This window comes from Nocardiopsis xinjiangensis YIM 90004 (genome assembly GCF_000341145.1).
GTDB classification, from domain to species: Bacteria; Actinomycetota; Actinomycetes; order Streptosporangiales; family Streptosporangiaceae; genus Nocardiopsis; species Nocardiopsis xinjiangensis.
This window is the reverse complement of record NZ_ANBE01000035.1, coordinates 26,362-44,781: the sequence shown is the minus strand read 5'-3', so window position 1 is coordinate 44,781 and position 18,420 is coordinate 26,362. Positions and strand designations below refer to the sequence as shown.

At 71.1% G+C, this 18,420-nt stretch carries 15 protein-coding genes; 8 read left to right on the top strand and 7 right to left on the bottom strand.

Annotated features, from left to right (window positions below; translation table 11 throughout):
- Nucleotides 1-46 precede the first annotated feature (46 nt).
- The 3 genes from D473_RS0117270 (at nt 47) to D473_RS0117260 (ending at nt 4,500) form a co-directional block, all read left to right on the top strand.
- On the top strand, nt 47-1,852 hold the full coding sequence (locus D473_RS0117270; RefSeq protein ID WP_017610304.1) for a glycerol-3-phosphate dehydrogenase/oxidase: 1,806 nt from the start codon (nt 47-49) through the stop codon (nt 1,850-1,852).
- A gap of 285 nt (nt 1,853-2,137) precedes the next feature.
- On the top strand, nt 2,138-4,015 hold the full coding sequence (locus D473_RS0117265; RefSeq protein WP_017610303.1) for a calcineurin-like phosphoesterase C-terminal domain-containing protein: 1,878 nt from the start codon (nt 2,138-2,140) through the stop codon (nt 4,013-4,015).
- 125 nt (nt 4,016-4,140) lie between these two features.
- The gene (locus D473_RS0117260; RefSeq protein ID WP_193373289.1) at nt 4,141-4,500 is read left to right on the top strand and encodes a copper chaperone PCu(A)C; all 360 of its coding nucleotides are present in this window, start codon (nt 4,141-4,143) and stop codon (nt 4,498-4,500) included.
- Nucleotides 4,501-4,550: 50 nt separating this feature from the next.
- Here the strand turns inward: D473_RS0117260 and D473_RS0117255 are convergent, their stop codons facing one another.
- The 4 genes from D473_RS0117255 to D473_RS0117240 form a co-directional block, all read right to left on the bottom strand.
- A complete protein-coding gene (locus tag D473_RS0117255; protein WP_017610301.1) occupies nt 4,551-6,089 on the bottom strand; it encodes a sodium:solute symporter family protein in 1,539 nt (512 codons plus the stop codon).
- An 88-nt stretch (nt 6,090-6,177) separates the two neighbouring features.
- A complete protein-coding gene (locus tag D473_RS0117250; protein ID WP_017610300.1) occupies nt 6,178-6,558 on the bottom strand; it encodes a RidA family protein in 381 nt (126 codons plus the stop codon).
- A gap of 65 nt (nt 6,559-6,623) precedes the next feature.
- Entirely contained in the window at nt 6,624-7,928 is a 1,305-nt protein-coding gene (locus D473_RS0117245) for an alanine racemase (RefSeq protein ID WP_017610299.1), read from the bottom strand.
- Between the two features lie 2 nt (nt 7,929-7,930).
- Nucleotides 7,931-9,208, bottom strand: a complete 1,278-nt coding sequence (locus tag D473_RS0117240) for an amidohydrolase family protein (RefSeq protein ID WP_017610298.1) — start codon at nt 9,206-9,208, stop codon at nt 7,931-7,933.
- Between the two features lie 122 nt (nt 9,209-9,330).
- On the opposite strand from D473_RS0117240, the gene D473_RS0117235 reads away from it, so the two are divergent.
- The 4 genes from D473_RS0117235 to D473_RS0117220 all read left to right on the top strand — a co-directional run bounded on the left by D473_RS0117235 (nt 9,331) and on the right by D473_RS0117220 (nt 12,299).
- A complete protein-coding gene (locus D473_RS0117235; protein ID WP_017610297.1) occupies nt 9,331-10,284 on the top strand; it encodes a sugar kinase in 954 nt (317 codons plus the stop codon).
- Nucleotides 10,285-10,326: 42 nt separating this feature from the next.
- A complete protein-coding gene (locus D473_RS0117230) occupies nt 10,327-11,073 on the top strand; it encodes an IclR family transcriptional regulator (RefSeq protein WP_017610296.1) in 747 nt (248 codons plus the stop codon).
- Nucleotides 11,070-11,726, top strand: a complete 657-nt coding sequence (locus tag D473_RS25000) for a bifunctional 4-hydroxy-2-oxoglutarate aldolase/2-dehydro-3-deoxy-phosphogluconate aldolase (RefSeq protein ID WP_017610295.1) — start codon at nt 11,070-11,072, stop codon at nt 11,724-11,726. The genes D473_RS0117230 and D473_RS25000 overlap by 4 nt, the downstream gene beginning before the upstream one ends.
- A gap of 63 nt (nt 11,727-11,789) precedes the next feature.
- Complete coding sequence (locus D473_RS0117220) at nt 11,790-12,299, top strand: LURP-one-related/scramblase family protein (protein WP_017610294.1); 510 nt, start codon at nt 11,790-11,792, stop codon at nt 12,297-12,299.
- Between the two features lie 1,393 nt (nt 12,300-13,692).
- On the opposite strand, the gene D473_RS0117215 is transcribed toward D473_RS0117220, so the two are convergent.
- The 3 genes from D473_RS0117215 to D473_RS0117205 all read right to left on the bottom strand — a co-directional run bounded on the left by D473_RS0117215 (nt 13,693) and on the right by D473_RS0117205 (nt 16,732).
- Nucleotides 13,693-14,256 (bottom strand): ATP-binding protein, encoded by a 564-nt coding sequence (locus D473_RS0117215; protein WP_017610293.1) that lies wholly within the window; start codon nt 14,254-14,256, stop codon nt 13,693-13,695.
- A 264-nt stretch (nt 14,257-14,520) separates the two neighbouring features.
- On the bottom strand, nt 14,521-16,056 hold the full coding sequence (locus tag D473_RS0117210; protein ID WP_017610292.1) for a glycerol-3-phosphate dehydrogenase/oxidase: 1,536 nt from the start codon (nt 16,054-16,056) through the stop codon (nt 14,521-14,523).
- 58 nt (nt 16,057-16,114) lie between these two features.
- Nucleotides 16,115-16,732: a TetR/AcrR family transcriptional regulator gene (locus tag D473_RS0117205; RefSeq protein WP_026127050.1), complete on the bottom strand. Its 618-nt coding sequence runs from the start codon at nt 16,730-16,732 to the stop codon at nt 16,115-16,117.
- Nucleotides 16,733-16,749: 17 nt separating this feature from the next.
- On the opposite strand from D473_RS0117205, the gene D473_RS0117200 reads away from it, so the two are divergent.
- Nucleotides 16,750-18,363 carry an FAD-binding oxidoreductase gene (locus tag D473_RS0117200; RefSeq protein ID WP_017610290.1) on the top strand — a complete coding sequence of 538 codons (1,614 nt, stop codon included), beginning with the start codon at nt 16,750-16,752 and terminating at the stop codon, nt 18,361-18,363.
- The last annotated feature ends 57 nt before the right edge of the window (nt 18,364-18,420 follow it).

Below are 18,420 nucleotides of genomic sequence, written 5' to 3'. Positions count from 1 at the left end.
GACGCGCTCGCCTTCGATGCTGAGGACGGTCGCGTAGTTCTCGGGGGTGCGGCTGACCACGTCCCGGCACGACCTGGTGCGCGGGGTGTGCGAAGGCCTGGCCTACGCTGCCCGGCAGGAGGACGGTTACGCCCGGTACCTGGACCACCTGTCGGCCGCACGCGGCCTGTGGCGGGACGAGCACGAGACACGAAGGAGCACCCCCCGCATGAGTACCGCACCCGGACAGCTGTCACCCGCCTCCCGGGAGAGTGCGCTCTCCGCGGCCGACGGCGGCACGTTCGACGTCGTGGTCGTGGGCGGCGGGATCACCGGTGCCGGGTGTGCCCTGGACGCCGCGACCCGCGGCCTCTCTGTGCTGTTGGTGGAGGCCGGCGACCTGGCCGCCGGCACCTCCTCGCGCTCGGGCAAGACCGCGCACGGAGGACTGCGCTACCTGGAACAGCTCAACTTCTCGCTGGTGGCCGAGGCGCTGCGCGAACGCGACCGGATGATCGGGGTCACCGCACCGCACCTGGTGGGCGCCGAACCGTTCCTGTTGCCCACGACCCGGTGGTGGGAACGCCCCTACTTCGGCGCGGGCGTGTTGGCCTACGACACGATGGCGCGGTCCCGCGGGCGTCTGGGGGTGCCGCGCCACCGCCACCTGGGCCGGGCCTCCACGCACCGGCGGGCCCCGGGACTGGCCCCGTCGGTGACGGGAGCGATCCGGTTCTACGACGGGCGCATGGACGACGCCCGCCACACACTCGCGGTGGCCCGCACCGCCGCGCGTGAGGATGCGGCGGTGCTCACCCACACCCGGGTGACCGGGGCACTGCTCGAGGGGGAGCGGGTGTGCGGGCTCCGGTTGGCCGATGAGCTCTCCGGCCGCGAGGTGGAGGTCCGCGCCGGGTCGGTGATCAACGCGGCGGGGGTGTGGGCCGCGGACGTGCAGCGGCTCGCGGGGCCGGCGAGTTTCTCGGTGCGCCCGGCCAAGGGGGTGCATCTGCTCGTGGACGGGGACGCGTTCGATTCCGACTCCGGGCTCATCGCACGCGCGGAGGACTCGGTCATCGTCCTGCGCCGGTGGTACGGCAACTGGCTGTTGGGCACCACCGACACGGCCTACGACGGGGACCGGGCCACGCCCTCGGTGGAGGCGAGCGACGTCGGCTACCTGCTGCGCAACGTCAACCGGTACCTGTCCCGTCCCTTGACGCGCGCCGACGTGCTGGGCGCCTACGCGGGGCTGCGCCCGCTGTTGTCGGCCGCGGGCGGTCCGGGGGCGACCTCGGCGCTCTCCCGCGACCACACGGTGATCACCGGGCCCGCGGGGATGGTGACGGTCGTGGGCGGCAAGTACACCACCTACCGGGTGATGGCGCGCGAGGCCGTGGACGCGGCCGCCCGGTCGATGGGGCGCGATCCGGGCCCGAGCCGGACGGCGGACCTGCCCCTGGTGGGTGCGGACGGCCGCGCGGAGGCGGCCTCCGGACTCGACCGCCTGGCCGCCGAGGCGGGAACCTCCAGGGCCGCGGCCGAGCGCATGTTGCACCGGTACGGAGGGGAACTGCCGGAGTTGTTGCGCGGGGGCGAGAGGGAGATGGCGGGCCACCTGGACTCGGAGTTGCGCAGGGCGGTCACGCACGAAGGGGCGATGACGCTGTCCGACGTGCTGGTGCGCCGTACACGCGTGTCCTTGACGGCCGAGAGCGGCGGAACGGAGGCGGCCCCGGAGATCGCGGGGATGCTCGCCCCGCTCCTGGGCTGGTCGGCCGATCGGGCCGACCGGGAGGTGGAACGTTTCCGGGCCGAGATCGGACACGACCGGGCCGCCCTGTCGAGTGACTGGGGAGACCCGAAACACTAAACTCATCACTCCCCGCAATTAAGGAGTGACTATGTGTAGCTACTTTCGGGGTCTTCGACAGGGTGAGGCGCAAGCGGACACGGCCGCCCGCGCCCGCTTCGTGGTGGTCGTGCCTGAAACGGCCCGAGTCCGTGGTGCTCAGCGGTGAGCCGCGCCAGACGTCATCGACCGGTGGTCGTGAGTTGGCCGACACATCGGTCCGTGTTCAGTCCCGTCGGCGAGGGTTGCTGCCCGTCGGTCCCCCCTGGCCGGCGCATCCCCTCTCACACATCGGAGAGCGACCCCATGACTACGACACACGCACCGACGCCGCGTGCCGCCCGGGCATGCCGCTCCTTCCGCAACGCCCTGTCCATCTCGGTGGCCACCGCCGTCGCCGGTTCCCTGACCCTGGTGCCCGCGACCGTGGCGGCAGCACCGTCGGCGGGTGACTCCTACCGCGGTGGGATCGAGGTCGTATCGGGCGAGGAGGGATCCGCCGGTGATTCGGTCACCGGAACGGTCTTCGTCGACAACAACCGGAACAGCGCCAAGAACGGTGGCGAGGAGGGCCTGGCCGACGTCATGGTCACCAACGGCCGTGACGTGGTCCGGACCGACAGCGAAGGCCGGTACGAGCTCCCCGCGTTCGACAACATGACGGTGTCGATCACCCAGCCGTCGGGCTACCAGGTCCCGATGGACGAGCACAACGTCCCGCAGTTCCACTACAACCACCTGCCCGAAGGGTCCCCGGACCTGAAGTACGGCGGCATCGAGCCGACCGGGCCTCTGCCGGAGGAGATCAACTTCCCGGTGGCCGAGAGCAAGGAGACCGCCGACGACGCACAGAATTGTGTGATCGCGGGGGACCTGCAGGTCACCGACAAGGAAGAGATCGAGTACGCGCGGGCCGGCGCCATCAACGACCTGTCCGAGCGCGACGACTACGCCGGCTGCGGCTCCTTGTTCGTCGGCGACGTGGCCAACAACGACCTGTCGCTGTACCCGGACATCAAGGACCTGGTCGCCGAGACCAACGGCCCGGTCCGGTTCCTGCCCGGCAACCACGACATCGATTTCGACTCCCCGAGCCCCGAGCACGCCTTCGACACCTTCCGCGAGCACCTGGCCCCGGAGTACTACTCCTACGACGTCGGCGACATGCACTTCGTCGCGTTGAACAACGTCGACTACCCGTGCACCCCGGGCCACGACAGCCCCGAAGGTGTCCAGGAGCACTGCGCCGACCCCGAGGGCAACCCGCAGTACAACGGCCGTATCAGCGACGAGCAGATGGAGTGGCTCGAGCAGGACCTGGCCAACGTCCCCGACGACAAGCTGATCGTCGTCGCCGGCCACATCGGCCTGGTCAACTACGCCGACGAGGGCGACTTCCAGCACCAGGTCGACCAGACCGCCCAGGTGCACGCGCTCCTGGAGGGCCGCGAGGCCGTTGCCGTGTCCGGCCACAGCCACAGCATCGAGAACATGGAGGCCGGCGACGACACCGAGGGCTGGCGTGAGGTCCTCGGTGTCGAGGGTCTGCCGTTCCAGCACATCACCGCGGGCGCGATCTCGGGTGACTGGTACTCCGGCGAGGTCGGTGAGAACGGTTATCCGACGGCGATCGGCCGCGACGGCGGGCGCCCCGGCGTGGTGACGCTGGACGTGCAGGGCAACCGGTTCCAGGAGCGCTTCACCGTCACCGGCGAGTCCGACGACGTGCAGACGCAGCTGGGCGTCAACAGCCCGACCTACCGCGAGTGGTACGAGGAGTGGAGCGAGCAGCCCGGCGAGGCCCCCGAACCGGCCGATCCTCTGGTCGTCGACCGTGAGGACCTGACCGGGAACACCTGGCTGACGACCAACTTCTTCTTCGGCTCCACCGGGTCCGAGGTCGAGGTCAGCGTCGACGGCGCGTCGGCCGAGGCGGCCGAGCGGACCCAGCAGATGCAGGGCGAGGCGCAGAACGTCGGTGCGGAGTACTCCGACCCGTACGCGGTCTCGCAACAGCTGGTCCACGGCGGCAGCATCGCCGACCGGGCGATGCACCTGTGGCGGTTCCGACTGCCCGAGGACCTCGACAGCGGTGCGCACACCGCCGAGGTGACCGCGACCGACGCGCACGGCCGCGAGTTCACCGACACCCTCGAGTTCGAGGTCGTGGAGGCGCGCAAGTAACCCCGTCCCCGCACCAGGGCCGCCACCCGCACCGGGTGGCGGCCCTTCCTGCTTCCGCCTGTCGGGTGGGGGAAAGCACGACCCGACCACTAAAATCGTCACACTCAGTGATCACGGGGGTAGTCATGAGCATCGAGGCCCAGAACGCCCGATGGGGTTGGGAGAAGGCGGGCGCGACCGCCTGCGTCTACATGGAACTGCGCAACACCGGGGAACGGACGGTCTCGTTGGTCTCGGCGTCCAGTCCCGACTTCACTTTCGCGAACCTGGTCACCACCACCGACGAGGAGGGCGAGCAGGTCAAAGCGGGCCTGGACGGCATCACCGTCCGCGAGGAGACCGTCCTCCGGCCCGGGGACCGCCGAGTGCAGCTCGACGCCCCTACCCGTCCTTTGGCATCCGACGAGACGGTGGAGCTCGTGCTGTCGCTGTCGGACGGAACCCGGCTCACGGTCACCGCCGACGGGGACGCGGACGCCCTCTGAGGCCGCCGGGGAGGGACCGGCCTCCCCGGCGGCCCCGAGCGCGTGCGTGCTCAGTTCATCTGCTCGTCCGAGGCCGGGCGCTCTTCGTCGGTGCCCGCCTTCTGGTCCGGGGACCCGTTCCGCGCCTGGGTGCCGACGTCCAGTTCGGCCCGTTCCTCTGCCAGCAACCGCAGCGCCTCCTCGTGGGAGAGGCTCCGGCGCGGGGTGGCCAGGCTGACCACGACACCGGCGACCAAGGCCGCGAGCATCGACGGGATCACGGGGTTGCCCCAGAACTCGGTCCATGCGGGCACGTTGTGCACGAGCAGAGCCATGGCCGATCCCCCGGCCAGGGAGGCCAGACCCCCCTGCCAGGTCGCCCGGGGCCAGAACTTGCCCAGCAGCGAAGCCACGAGCACCCCGGTGAGGATCGTCGAGATCATCAACTCGATGTAGGCGATGATGGTGGTGGCCATCAGGGAGAAGGCCAGAGCCAGTCCGAGGACGGCCGTCAGGGCGACCCGGGAGTAGGAGACCATCTTCTCGGCCTCGGGGAGTCGGCCGGTGACCAAGTGGGTGACGTCGCGCAGCAGGATCGTCACACCGGCGATGGCGTCGGAGTCGCCCGAGGACATGGTGGCCGACAGCCCGGCGATCAGGAGGAAGGCCCCGAGCCAGAGCGGGAAGAGCGTGGTGGCCAGGTAGGGGAAGGCCATGTCGGGGTTGTCCAGCCCGGGCTCCATGCTGTGGGCAGCCATCCCGGCGACGGCGGGCAGCATTGCGAACGCCGCGAACAGACCGGCGACCCATCCGAAACTCTTGCGCACGGTGCGGACGTTGGCCGCGGAGTAGATGCGCTGCCGGTACGAGGGGGTGGCCAACACACCCACAGCGATGACCAACGCCAGGGAGATCCCCGGCAACGGGCCGACCGCTTCCAGTCCGAGCATCGAGGTCGCTTCCTCGGGCACGTCCTCGCCGATGCCCTCGAAGCCACCCACATGGACGAGGGCGAGCACCGCGAGGACGCTGAAGCCGATGAACAGGACCGTGCCCTGGATGGCGTCGGTGATGACGACGGCGAGGTATCCGCCCACCACGGTGTAGAGCCCGAAGCTCACGGCGATCACGATCTTGGACGTGGTCGGGTCCAACCCGGTGAGGTAGGAGAGGTAGAGCGCCCCACCCATGATGTGGGCCCCCAGCCACCCCACGGAGGCCAGGAGCATCACGATCGAGACGACGCCCTTCACGGCCCGGCTGGCGCCGTAGTAGTAACTCATCTCCTCGGAGAAGGTCATGAACCCGTGCTTGCGCACACCGGAGAAGAGCCAGAGCAGGAGCAGGACGCCGACGGCACCGCCGATCCCGTACAGCCCTCCGGCCCAGCCGTTCTCGTAGGCGAACCCGACGGCCCCGAGGCTGGATCCGGTACCCACCAGCGTGGCCAGAGTGGTTCCCAGGAGCAGGGGTGTGGAGAGGCTGCGCCCGGCCAACAGGAAGTCCTCGCCGCTGCGGTTGCGCCGGGCCACCCACAATCCGATCCCGAGCATGAGCACGACGGTGCCGGCCAGGGTCAGCAGGTAGATCAGATTTGTTGCGTCATTCATGTTGGATCTCCTTCGCCCGGCCCGGCCCGGTGAGGGGCGCGCCCGGGGGACGGGGGAAGGGCCCCGGTGTGGTTCCGGGGCCCGTGTCTCACTCGGCCGGGTCGTAGAGGACCGCGTCCACCTCGATGGCGAAGCCCGGCAGGTCGGCCTGCAGAGTGGTGCGGACCGGCGGTTCGGTCCCGAAGTACTCCCCGAAGAGCGTGTTCATCTCGGCGAAGTCGTCGAGGTCGCGGAGGTAGACCCCGACCCGTACGGCATCGGCGAGGCTCGACCCGGCCGCCTCGGCGGTCTTGGCGAGGTTGGTGAAGGTGGCGTGTGCCTGCTCCGCGAAGGAGCCCTCCACCAGCGACCGGTCGGTGCGGTGGGGCGTGGCCCCGGCGAGGTAGACGAAGTCGCCGGCGACGACGGCCTGGGAGTAGGGGCCGCCGGGCGGGGCGGCCTCGGGTGCGTGGATGGTCTTCTTGGCCATGGGAACCCTCCTTGTTCTGTGTGTTTCTTCTGGGTCGGTCTGTCCTCGCGGGCCCGAGGTGCGGGTCAGAACACGGTCCGGACCGCGTCGACGACGTGGTCGTCGCCGTCCAGGACCGGGATCAGGGACCACTTGTCGAAGACGGTGCAGGGGTGGGAGAGCCCGAACTCGAGCACGTCCCCCACCTGGAGCTCGGGCGCCCCTCCGGCCAGGTCGAGGAACCCGTGGTGGTCGTTGAGCTCGACCACCCGTGCTCCTGCCCCGACGGGCGCACGCCGGCCCTCCCGCAGGACCGCGCGGGGCACGGGCAGGTCGATGTCGAAGGAGAGGTCACGCTTGCCCGCCCCGAAGAGCACGCGCCCGGGTTCGGGGCAGGAGAGCACGCGCGCGAAGCACGAGAGCGCGGGGCGCAGGGGATCGGGGTCGGCCTCCGAACGCAGGGGCGAGGCCCGCTCCATGAACAGGTCGTCATGGGTGAGGTAGCACCCCGACCGCACGACCGGCCGGAGGGGCAGGGACAGGCCGCCGAGGTCGGAGAAGGCCTCGGCGACCAGGTCGGGGTAGCTGCTACCGCCGGCGGTCACGACGATCTCGCCGGCTCCTGCGAACAGGCCCTGGGCGTCGGCGCGCCGGACGAACTCGGGGAGCCGGCCCAACCAGGTGCGGGTGCGGTCGGGCGAGTCGTCGTCCCTGCGCTGCGGGAAGACCCCTTCGAAACCCTCGACCCCGGCCAGGCGCAGGGTCGTGCTCTGTGCGACCCGTTCGGCCAGGACCAGGGCGTCGCCGACGGTGCGCACGCCGGTACGGCGTCCGGGCACGCCCAGTTCCACGAGAACCGGGAGCCGTCGCGGTGCCGAGCGCAGGGCGTGTTCCATCAGTTCCAGGCCGGCGGAGGAGTCGACCAGGCACATCGGTTCGAAGTCCGGGTCGGCCAAGGACTCGGCGATCCAGGCCAGTTGCGCCGGTTCCGTGACCTCGTTGGCGATGACGACCCTGGAGACGCCGACCCCATGCATCACACGGGCCTGCGCGACGGTGGCCGCGGTGAGTCCCCAGGCACCGCGTTCGGCCTGGGCGGCCCAGAGCTGCGGGGCCATGGTCGTCTTGGCGTGCGGTGCCAGTTCGAGGCCGCGTTCGGCGCACCAGCGGGCGAAACGGTCGAGGTTGTGGTGGAGGGCCTCCCTGTGGAGGGTGACCGCGGGCAACCACAGATCCTCCAGCCGCAGACCGGCGGTCCGGACCTCGGCGGGACTGATCGGGCTCTGGGGCAGGGAACGTGCCTCGCCCTGCCGGTTCTCCAGGCGGGCGAGCTGATGCGGTTGCGGGCCGGCGGCAGGCCCTGCTTCCGTTCCGTTCTGTGCTCGGTTCATGGTCAGGCTCCGTGGCGTGGGAAGGGCTCGTCGAAGTCGTCGGGTGAGGTCAGGTGCTGCACCGATTCCCGGGTGCGCTGCTGCCGCCCGGTCTCTGCGTGTTGCTGTGCGGGGCTGAGCGGGACCCAGGGGGGCGGGGCGTCGGACGCGCTGGGCGGGAGGAGACGACCCGCGACGTAGGTGGCCGTGTTCCGCAGCTGCACGGGTGCCTGCCGCAGACCGCCGTGCACGTCGGGGAGCGGGAACGGGCCCTCCTGGACGTCGAAGACGGCGATGTCGGCCGGGGCGCCGGGGGCGAGCGTGCCGGCCTCGAGCCCGAACGTCCGGGCGGGCCGGACGGTGGCGGCCTCGACGACCTCGTACAGACCGAGTCCCGCGGCCATCATCTTGGCCATCACCGTGGGCAGGTCGAACGCGGGACCGTACACGGAACGGATGTGCAGGTCGGAGGAGACCAGAGGGCGCACACCCGCCGCCAGTTCGGTCTCGAGGACGTCGTAGGCGAAGGCCCCCGATCCGTGGCCCAGGTCGAAGACCACACCGGCGTCGAGGGCGCGCTCGGCGGCGTCGGTGAGGCCGTCTCCGGTGACGAGGTCGGCGGGTGCCCCGGAGGCGCAGTGGGTGAGGACGTCGCCCTCGGAGAGCAGGGGCGCGATCTCGGCGATGGTGGGAGGTCCGTACCCCACGTGAACCATGAGCGGGCGTTCCAGGACGCGGGCCAGGCGCACGGCCCTGTGGAGGGGTTCGAGACCGTTCTCGCCGACGGTACGAGCGTCGATGCGGGCCTTGACCCCGCGCACGAACCCGCCCTGGCGTGCCGCCACCGAGGCCGCGGCATCGACGTCGAGGTGGTCGAGTACGCGGTGCTCACCGGTCTCGGCGACGAGCCCGAGCCCGGAGACGTTGATCAGCGCGTGCACCCGCACATCCGCGGGTTCGGCGACGTGGCGGCGGAGCCCGTCCATGGCGTAGGCGCCGGCCGAGCCCGCGTCGATCCACGTGGTCACGCCCGTGCGCCACGCGACGGGTGTGGGATCCAGTCCCCAGTAGCCGGCGCCGTGCCACACGTGGGTGTGGGCGTCGACCAGTCCCGGGGTCACCAGCTTTCCCCGGACGTCGACGACCTCGGCCGCCGTTCCCGTCTCCTGCGCTTCGGCCTCGGACGGACCGGTGGGGAGCACCTCGGCGATCCTGCCGTCCCGCACGGCCACGTCGGCTGCGCGGTCGTGGCCGGAGGCGGGGTCGACGACCCGGCCGCCGCGCAGCAGTAGGTCCCACATACAAACCCCCGGTGTTGCGCTATGTGCAGCAGTGTTGCGTATAACTCATCAAAAGAATTAGCATCCTGTTCAGTCGGAGGTCAACACCCCCGGGGACCGGGGCCGCACATGGGAGGACACGCGTGAAGCAGTCAGCACAGGGCGGGTTCGGTATCGACGCGGTGTGTGTGGGCGAGACGATGGCGCTCCTGGTGCCCGATCCCCCCGAGGCACCCGAGGACGCCGGTTCCTTCCGCTTGCTGGCCGGCGGCGCGGAATCCAACGTCGCCGTGCACCTGGCCCGTGCCGGACACCGCGTGACCTGGCACAGCGCCCTCGGGGACGACGGGCTCGGCAGACAGATCCACCGGACCCTCACGGCCGAGGACGTGGCGTGCGAGGCCCGTGTCCACCCCGAACGCCCCACCGGCCTCTACCTGAAGGAGCTCGGCGCGGAAGGCACCCGCGTGCGCTACTACCGCCAGGGTTCGGCGGCCACGACGCTCGGCCCGGAGGACGCCGACAAGATCCTGGAACACGCACCCGGCCTGGTCCACACCACGGGCATCACCGCAGCGCTGTCCGACTCGGCCGCCGCACTGGTCACGCGTCTGCTCACCGCCGACCGTCCCGGCACACTCCGCAGCTTCGACGTGAACCACCGGCCTGCCCTGCACGGCCCCCACCACACAGAACTGCTGCTCGAGGCGGCCCGCAGCTCCGACGTCGTCTTCTGCGGTCTGGACGAAGCCGCGGCACTGTGGGGCTCACACAGCACCGACGAGGTCCGCGCCCTGCTGCCCGAACCGTGGCTCCTGGTCGTCAAACAGGGAGCACACGGGGCCACCGCCTACTCGGAAGGCCGTTCCTGGAGCCGCGAGGCCCCCGACGTCGAAGTGGTCGAGCCCGTCGGGGCAGGTGACGCCTTCGCCGCCGGTGTGCTGCATACACTGCTTTCCGGTGCCCCCATGGACGATTGCTTGGACGAAGGCACACGACTGGCCGGCCAGGTCCTGCAGGTACACGACGACATCCCTCCCCGCACCCGTCCGAGCGGTACCGCCGTGGCCGTTCCGCAGGCCCACGGCGCCGGGTGAGGGGCACCCGACCGAACGGACCGACCAGAAGGAGACCCCCAGTTGTCGAGCAGTGTCCAGCGTGCCCTCCGCATCCTCGTCGAGCTCTCCTCCGGTCCCCTGACCATCAGCGAACTCGGTCGACGCCTCGACGTACACCGCACCACCTCGTTGCGGCTGCTACGCACGCTGGAGGAGGAGCGTTTCGTCCGCCGCTCGGAGGACGGCCGCTACCGGATCGGCCCCCTCATGGCAGCGCTCGCCCACGAGGCCCTGGAAGGCCTCGACCTGCGTTCCGCGGCCCACGAACACCTGCACGCCCTGGGCGCCGCGTCCGGGCACACCGTGCACCTGGCGGCGCTGGACGGCGACAGCATCGTCTACCTCGACAAGGTCGAGTCCCGCCAGAGCATCCGGATGTACTCCTACGTCGGGGCAAGGGCGCCACTGCACGCGACCGGGGTCGGCAAGGCGATCCTGGCCCACATCGACCCGCAGGAACGCGAGGCCCTGCTGGGGCCTCCCCCGTATCCGAGCCACACCCCGAACACCCGGACCGACCCGGACGAACTGGCCCAGGACCTGGCCCGGGTGGCCGACCGGGGCTGGGCCCTGGACGACTTCGAACACGAGGAGTTCATCCACTGCGTCGCCGCACCCGTCCGAGACGCGACCGGCCGGGTGGAGGCGGCGATCTCCGTCTCGGCCCCCGAGGTCACCCTGGACCGCAAGGACCTGCTCGGTCTGGTCGACGACCTCACAGCCACGGCAAACGCCATCAGCGACGAACTCGGTTGGAGCCGAACATGACCGTCCCACCCACCACAGACACCACCGGCCGTCCCGGCACCCGGGGCTGGGCGGACTTCTTCACATCCGGGTTCTCCGGCTCTCCCGTGATGGTGATCATCCGCGGGCTCTCCCCCGACGACGCGGTGGCCAACGCCAAGAAGGCGTGGGCCTGCGGGATCCGTCTCGTCGAGGTGACCATGGAGAGCGAGAACGGCCTGCACGCGCTGGAAGCGGTCGTCCGGGCCGCCGCGGGACAACACACCGTGGGTGCCGGGACGGTGACCACACCGCAGAGACTGGAAGCGGCGATCGCCGCCGGCGCGCGGTTCGGCGTGGCACCGGACCTGGCCACAGAAACCGTCCGCGCGGCCGAACACGCGGGGATCCCGTTCCTGCCCGGTGTGGCCACCCCGACCGAGGCCGGGCAGGCGCTGCGGCTCGGCGTGACCACCGTCAAGGCGTTCCCCGCCTCCTCCCTCGGTGCCCCGTGGGTCTCGGCGCTCGCCGGCCCCTACCCGGATCTGCGTGTGGTGGCCACCGGCGGGATCAGCGCGGCCAACGCCGGCTCATTCATGAAGGCCGGCTCCCTCGGCCTGGGGGTGGGTCAGTCGGCCACGGCGGGCGGTCATCTGGACGACACCGTCCGGGCCGCCACCGTCCGGGCCGACTGACCCCGCAGTGTGGCGGGCGGTACGGCGGGCTCGAGCCCGAGATGCGTGCTCTAGGCTCGGAGAATGAAGTTCCTCGTACGCGCACGCGTCTTCGACATCGGCGACGACTTCTGGGTGACCGACGAGCACGATCAGCGGGTCTTCTGGGTCGACGGCAAGGCTCTGCGCCTGCGCACCACCTTCGAGCTGAGGACCCCGGACGGGGACGTTCTCACCCAGATCCGCAAGAAGCTGTTCAAGGTCCGCGACCAGATGGCGATCGAGCGCGACGGTTCCAAGGTCGCCACGGTACGCACGCGGTTGTTCAACCCGGTGCGCGACAAACTCAACGTCGAGATCGAGGACGGCCCGGACTGGGAGGTCACCGGTGACTTCCTGGACAAGGAGTACGTCATCAGCGACGAAGAAGGGACCGTCGCACACGTCTCACGCAAGTGGTTCCGCCTGCGCGACACCTACGCCGTGGACGTCAACACCCACCGGCACGACATCGGCGGCGACCCTGCCCTGGTCATCAGCGTGGCCGTGGCCGTGGACGCGCTGACCAGCGACGACGAGGGCGACGACGACTGACCTTCTTCCCCATGCCGTTTCCCTCCACGTCTTCCTCCACGTCTTCCCGTGCCCCGAGACGGACTCGGGTGGAGCAGGCTCGGGCCGGACGGGGCGAGCCCTGATCCTCGGGTGGAGGCTGATCCTCGGGTGGGGGTCAGGTTGATGTTGGGTCACGTCCGGTCAGAAGAACAGGTACCACCCTGCCAGCCGGCCCCAGGCCAGCCACGAACAGACTTACAGGTTGGTGTGGGTGGTGTTCGTCGGAGCGAAGAGCTTAGCCCGGCCGGGGCTTCCCGCAACCCGCTTCGGCGCAACCCCCACATGCTCGGGACCTGCTCAAAGGTGCGGTGTTGTGGTGGGTTGGTGTGGGGCGCCTCGGGGTGTGCGGTCCACCCCTTGACGCCGGGCTGGTCCGCTCTCGCCGCCGAACACCTACCGGCCGGCCCCCTCATCCGCCGAAGAAGTGGGGTCCCAAAGACAAACCCCCTCGGGTGGCGGCATTGCGACCACCGCTTGCGGCGTGTGCGCGGCCGCTCGCTCCTGCGTAAGCAACGGCCAACTACTGGCCCCGCCTGCTCCCGGTGGCGCATTGAGGCCGGGGGCGAGTGGCGTGTGCGACCTCCGGAAAGGCTTCGGGCCCCGCCCGAGCATTGACAGTGCTCCTGATAGCACTACAGGCCGGTGTTGGTGCTCGTAAGAGCACTGCCAACGGGCTTCAGTGGACCGCTCCCCCCAACCAGGGCCATTTTCGAGAGCGAGGATGGCCGCGGTGCGGGGGCTCGTCCGTCTACACCGCCGAACACGCCCGGCCGAGGCCACCGGGCAAGGCTCCGCCGGAGCCTTGCCCGCCGGGCTTGCTGGGATCAGCGGCGGTGCACACGCCGGTCTGCCCTGGCCTCAATGCGCCACCGGGAGTGCCGGGGCCATGCTTGTGCTTCCGCAGGAGTGAGCGGCCGCGCACACGCCGTAAGCGTTGGTCGCAATGTGGTCACCACAGGGGGTTGGGGAAGTGTGCGCCCACCATTTCTTTGGCAGCCGGGCGCCTGGGGCGAGGGGGTTCGTCGAGGTGGGTCGGGAAAGCCCGGCGTCAAGGGTCGCAGCGCATACCCCGAGGCGCTGGGAACAACCCGGCAGAACGCCGCCACTATCTCCGCAGGGAAAGGTGTGTGGGGGTGGCGCCGAAGCGGGTTGCGCATAGACCCGGCCGGGCTAAAATCCCGGCCCCGACGAACCACCGAACCCAGGCACCACGAGAAACCCCACGACCTCGGCCCCAAACAGTCCCAGGCATCCGAGATCACCTGCCCCCGCCCCCCTACAGACAATTCACATGGGTGGGCTCTGGCCCTGTACCCGGGATACGGGATGCGCCCCGAAGCACAAGTCCCGGAGACAGGCCCCGGGATCGGTCTCAGGCCGCGGGCCAGGAGCTTCCGGTCAGGTCGAAGGCCAGGTGGAACCACACCTTGCGGATACTCGGGTGGCCGTTGTCGCCCCATGTGGTGGCGAAGCTGTCCACGAGCGCCAGGCCCCGGCCGTTCTCCGCGGTCAGGTGTTCCCCCTCGAGCGGCGCCGGGATCAGCTGTCTGCCTTCTTCCGTGTCCCCCGGCTCGGCGCGCACCGGGTACCCGTTGTCGCGGCAGACCAGGGTGAGGCCGTTGCCGCTGCGGGTCACACGCAGAACGAAGGTCTGGCCCTCCTCCCCCGAGCGGCTGTGCCGGATGGCGTTGGTGGCCAGTTCGGTCCCCAGGAGGGAGAAGACGTAGCGGAAGTCGGAGTCCCGGCCGGCGGCGCAGGTGTCGAGGAAGGCCCGGGCGAGCGGGATGCTCACCGACGTTCCGGAGAACTCCCAGTGGCGTTTGGTGAACGGTACCGGCGTGCGGCCGTTGAAGTAGTGCCGGTACTCGTCCGGTACCCCCGAGAGAACGGTGTCCTCGGCCTGAGTCAGGGTGGGCACTGAGACGAGCGTGGGCATGGACGACTCCTTCGGCGGGGCGACTCGTGTGACCAGAGCCTCGGGGACGGCCCGGGGCACGTCTCCGCGGGGGCGGCTGCGGGAGTGTCCGGCCGCAGGGGAGGACGGCACGGATCGGCTACGACCCTACGCCAAGATCTGCCAGTGGGACAGGGGATGCCGGTGTGGTGCATTCCCCGTTCGTCCCTTTGGTACAGGGTGTCCCTACCGGCGTGTCCGCTCGGACCCGTGCGCGAGACGTCCTGTGCGCACGGGCCTCCGGCTTCACCGGCAGGCCTCGAGAGCCTCGGCCGCGGCAGCCTCGGCCTTGGCACGCTCGTCGGGCACCAACCCCACACGGCTGCGGCGGTCGAGGAGGTCGTCCACGTCGAGGGCCCCCTCGTGGCGCACGCCGAAGCGCAGTTCCGCCCCGGTGAGCCCGCGTACGACGGGACGCAGGAGCGAGGGATCCTCGTCCGCCTCGGCGGCCACTGCGGGCGCCTCGGCACCGTAGCGGGCCACGAGCCCGGCGGGGGCGTCGAGTCCGGCGAGTTCCTCGGCGGAGGCCGCGCCGACCAGAGGCAGGTCGCGGGTACGGCACGGCCGGGCCGGAAGCCGGTGCGCTGCGACCGCGGCGTCGACGGCCTCCTCGGCCATGGCCCGGTACGTGGTGAGTTTGCCGCCGACCACGGTCGTCGTCCCGTTGGGCGCGACCGCGACGGCGTGCTCGCGCGAGAGGTCGGAGCTGGCGCCTTCCCCGTGCAGCAGGGGACGCAGGCCCGCGAAAGCACCCAGGACGTCTGCGCGTGTGAGGTGTGTTCCCAGGACCCTGTTGAACTGGGACAGCAACGTGTCCACGTCCTCCTCCGGCGCGTGCGGAACCCTCGGCACGCGCCCCTCGAGGGGCTCGTCGGTGAGTCCGGCCAACACGCGCCCGTCGGGCTGTGGGAGGGCGAAGACGAAACGCGACAGGCTCCCGGGCACCGGCACGGTGAGCGCGGCGTGCGGCCGGCCGAGGGCGGCGCCGTCCAGGACCAGGTGGGTGCCGCGGCTGGGGCTGAGCCGGATCTGCTGGTCGAGGGTGTCGGCGTGCACACCCGTGGCGTTGACGACCGCGCGCGGGCGCAGGGGGATCGGCCGCCCGGTGTTCTCGTCGCGCAGGGTCGCCCCGTCGCGGGTGAGGTTCTCGGCCGAGCACCGGGTGACGACACGCGCGCCCTCACGTGCGGCTGTGCGGGCCAGGGCCACCACGAGACGGGCGTCGTCGACGAGTTGGCCGTCGAAGGAGAGCACCCCGCCGACCAGGCCGCGGGGGTCCACGGCCGGCAGCAGGCGCAGGGTCTGGCGGGCGTTGAGGGTGCGCGGGGGCGGGAGGAGGTCCCGCGGGGTTCCGACCGCGCGGCGCAGGAGGTCGCCCAGGCTCGTGCCGCCGAGGGAGAGGAGCGCTCTTCCCACGCCGGTGTGCCGGTGCACCGGTATCACCATGGGCAACGGCCGCACCAGATGCGGTGCGGTCACGCGCATGAGGACGTCGCGCTCGCGTGCGCTCTCGTAGGCGATCCCGAACTGGCCCTTGGCGAGGTAGCGCAGACCGCCGTGCACGAGTTTGGAGCTCCAGCGGCTGGTACCGAAAGCGAGGTCGTCGCGTTCGACGAGGACGGTGCTGAGCCCCCGCGCGGCCGCGTCGAGCGCGACACCCGTTCCGGTGACGCCACCGCCCACGACCAGGACGTCGACCTCGGGTGAGGTCTCCAGGTGCGCGAGGTCGGCGTCCCTGCGGGCGGCGTTGAGGGAGGAGGACTCGGGGACGGTGGTGTGCATGGTGCGGTCCTTCCTGGAACACGGAGGGTGGAGCCGGGGGACAGCGCGGTCGGCGCCCTCAGGGCGAGTGCCCGTCCGGCCGGTGGCCCGGCGGGGCGAGGTAGCCGTCCAGGAGGGTGACGAGCTCGTCCACGAGCGCTTCCTCCTCGAGCAGGTCCTCGAAGAGGCGCTGCCCGGTCACGGTGTTCTGCACCGTCACCAACACCATCCGGGCCAGGACCGCCGGGTCCCCGGAACGGACCGACCCGTCGTCCTGTCCCTCCGCGACCGTGGGTTCGATGACCTCGAGCGCCGCCCGGTGGCTGGTCCCGAGCCGGTGGAAGGTGTAGGTCGCCAGGAGCTCGGGCTCGCTGTCGACCACACGGGTGAACAAGGGGTGGGTGGCCAGGGCGCGGGCGACACCGCCGGCGTGGCGGACCAGGCGGGTGCGGGTCGTTTCCCCCGGCCGGTCGTCCTGCGCGCGTCCCTCCTCGTCCAGGAGGATCGTGCGCAGCTCGCGGGTGAGCAGGTCGGCCACGAGCGCGGTCACGTCGGGCCAGCGCCGGTAGACGGTGGGACGGCTGACCCCGGCGCGCCGGGCGACGTCGGTGAGGGTGGTCCGGCGCACCCCGAAGGCCTCCACACAGGTCCGGGTCGCGTCGAGGATGTCGTCTTCTACATTACGCTTTGACGCCATATGTAAAACTGTAGGGCATGGCTCGCGACGAAACCACACCCTCCGCCCCCGAGATGAGCTGGTTCGCCTGGGGCGCCCCCGAACGCGCCGAGGCGCTCGCCCCCGGACTGCGCGACCTCATCGCGCAGGTCCTCCACGCCGACGTCCGCCCGATCCCCCCGGTCGAAGAGGCCGACGTCGAGCTCCCGCCCTCACGCCTGACCGACCGGTTGCGCGAGGCCGTCGCGGAGATCGTCGGCTCCGACCACGTGGTCACCGACGACGCCCTGCGCCTGCGCCGGTCGGGCGGCAAGAGCACCCCCGACCTGCTGCGGCGCCGTTCCGGTCAGGCCGACCCCGCGTCCGACGCGGTGGTCCGGCCCGCCGACCACGAACAGGTCCGGCGCCTGCTGGAACTCTGCACCGCGGAAGGCACGGCTGTCGTGCCCTTCGGCGGCGGGACGAGCGTCGTCGGCGGTGTCGACCCCCTGCGCGGCCCCTTCGACACGGTCATCGCCCTCGACCTGTGCCGTCTGGACACCCTCGTCTCCTTCGACCGCACCTCCGCGACCGCGGTCCTGGGCGCCGGGCTGCGCGCCCCGCGTGCCGAGGAGCTCCTGGGCGAGCACGGCTGCACCCTCGGCCACCTGCCGCAGAGCTTCGAGTACGCCACCATCGGCGGGTTCGCCGCCACACGTTCGGCAGGCCAGGCCTCCGCCGGCTACGGACGGTTCGAGGACATGGTCGTGTCCCTGCGCGTGGCCACCCCGCGCGGGACCCTGGAGCTGGGCGGGGCCCCCGCCTCCGCCGCGGGCCCCGACCTCAAGCGCCTCATGCTGGGTTCGGAAGGCACCCTGGGTGTCATCACCGAGGTCGGTGTACGGGTGCGCCCGGTGCCCGAGACCGTGCTCGACGAGGCGTGGACCTTCCCCGATTTCGCGACCGGCACCGAGGCCCTGCGCGTCCTGGCCCAGTCCGACGCCCGACCGACCATGGCCCGGGTCCTGGACGAGTCCGAGACCTTCGTGGGCGCGGCCATGGGCGGACGCGAGGCCATGCCCGGCTGCCAGGCGGTCCTCGGTTTCGAGGGAACCGAGGAGGAGGTCGAGACCCGGGCCGGTCTCGTGCGCCGTCTCATGACCGAGGCCGGCGGTACCCGTCTGGGTCCGGAAGCGGTCGCGCACTGGCGGCAGAACCGGTTCTCCTCCCCCTACTTGCGCGACACCCTGCTCGGTGCGGGCATCCTCGCCGAGACTCTGGAGACCGCCACCACCTGGACCGGCCTGCTCCCGCTGTACGAGGCGGTCACCGAGGCGCTGAAAGGCTCCCTCGAGGGTGAGGAGGGCGGCGCGGTCCTCATGTGCCACGTCTCGCACACCTACCCGACCGGCGCCTCGCTGTACTTCACGGTCGCCACCGCCGCCGGTTCCGACCCGATCTCCCGCTGGGACCGCGCGAAGCGGGCTGCCTCGGACGCGATCGCCGAGGCCGGGGGCACCATCTCCCACCACCACGCGGTGGGCGCCGACCACCGCCCGTGGATGGCTTCCGAGATCGGGCCGTTGGGCGCGCAGATCCTGCGTTCGGTGAAGTCGGCGCTGGACCCGGAGGGTGTGCTCAACCCGGGCAAACTGGTGCCCGACCCCTCTTGAGGGACGCGTTCGCAAAGCACGCGCAGAAGAAGGCACACGGAGAAGGGGCGCCGCACA

What these genes read in the sequence shown, in the direction of transcription:
- D473_RS0117265 (WP_017610303.1), top strand. Translation starts at nt 2,138, where the DNA reads ATGACTACGACACACGCACCGACGCCGCGTGCCGCCCGGGCATGCCGC.
- D473_RS0117260 (WP_193373289.1), top strand. Translation starts at nt 4,141, where the DNA reads ATGAGCATCGAGGCCCAGAACGCCCGATGGGGTTGGGAGAAGGCGGGC.
- D473_RS0117255 (WP_017610301.1), bottom strand. Translation starts at nt 6,089, where the DNA reads ATGAATGACGCAACAAATCTGATCTACCTGCTGACCCTGGCCGGCACC.
- D473_RS0117250 (WP_017610300.1), bottom strand. Translation starts at nt 6,558, where the DNA reads ATGGCCAAGAAGACCATCCACGCACCCGAGGCCGCCCCGCCCGGCGGC.
- D473_RS0117245 (WP_017610299.1), bottom strand. Translation starts at nt 7,928, where the DNA reads ATGAACCGAGCACAGAACGGAACGGAAGCAGGGCCTGCCGCCGGCCCG.
- D473_RS0117240 (WP_017610298.1), bottom strand. Translation starts at nt 9,208, where the DNA reads ATGTGGGACCTACTGCTGCGCGGCGGCCGGGTCGTCGACCCCGCCTCC.
- D473_RS25000 (WP_017610295.1), top strand. Translation starts at nt 11,070, where the DNA reads ATGACCGTCCCACCCACCACAGACACCACCGGCCGTCCCGGCACCCGG.
- D473_RS0117220 (WP_017610294.1), top strand. Translation starts at nt 11,790, where the DNA reads ATGAAGTTCCTCGTACGCGCACGCGTCTTCGACATCGGCGACGACTTC.
- D473_RS0117215 (WP_017610293.1), bottom strand. Translation starts at nt 14,256, where the DNA reads ATGCCCACGCTCGTCTCAGTGCCCACCCTGACTCAGGCCGAGGACACC.
- D473_RS0117210 (WP_017610292.1), bottom strand. Translation starts at nt 16,056, where the DNA reads ATGCACACCACCGTCCCCGAGTCCTCCTCCCTCAACGCCGCCCGCAGG.
- D473_RS0117205 (WP_026127050.1), bottom strand. Translation starts at nt 16,732, where the DNA reads ATGGCGTCAAAGCGTAATGTAGAAGACGACATCCTCGACGCGACCCGG.
- D473_RS0117200 (WP_017610290.1), top strand. Translation starts at nt 16,750, where the DNA reads ATGGCTCGCGACGAAACCACACCCTCCGCCCCCGAGATGAGCTGGTTC.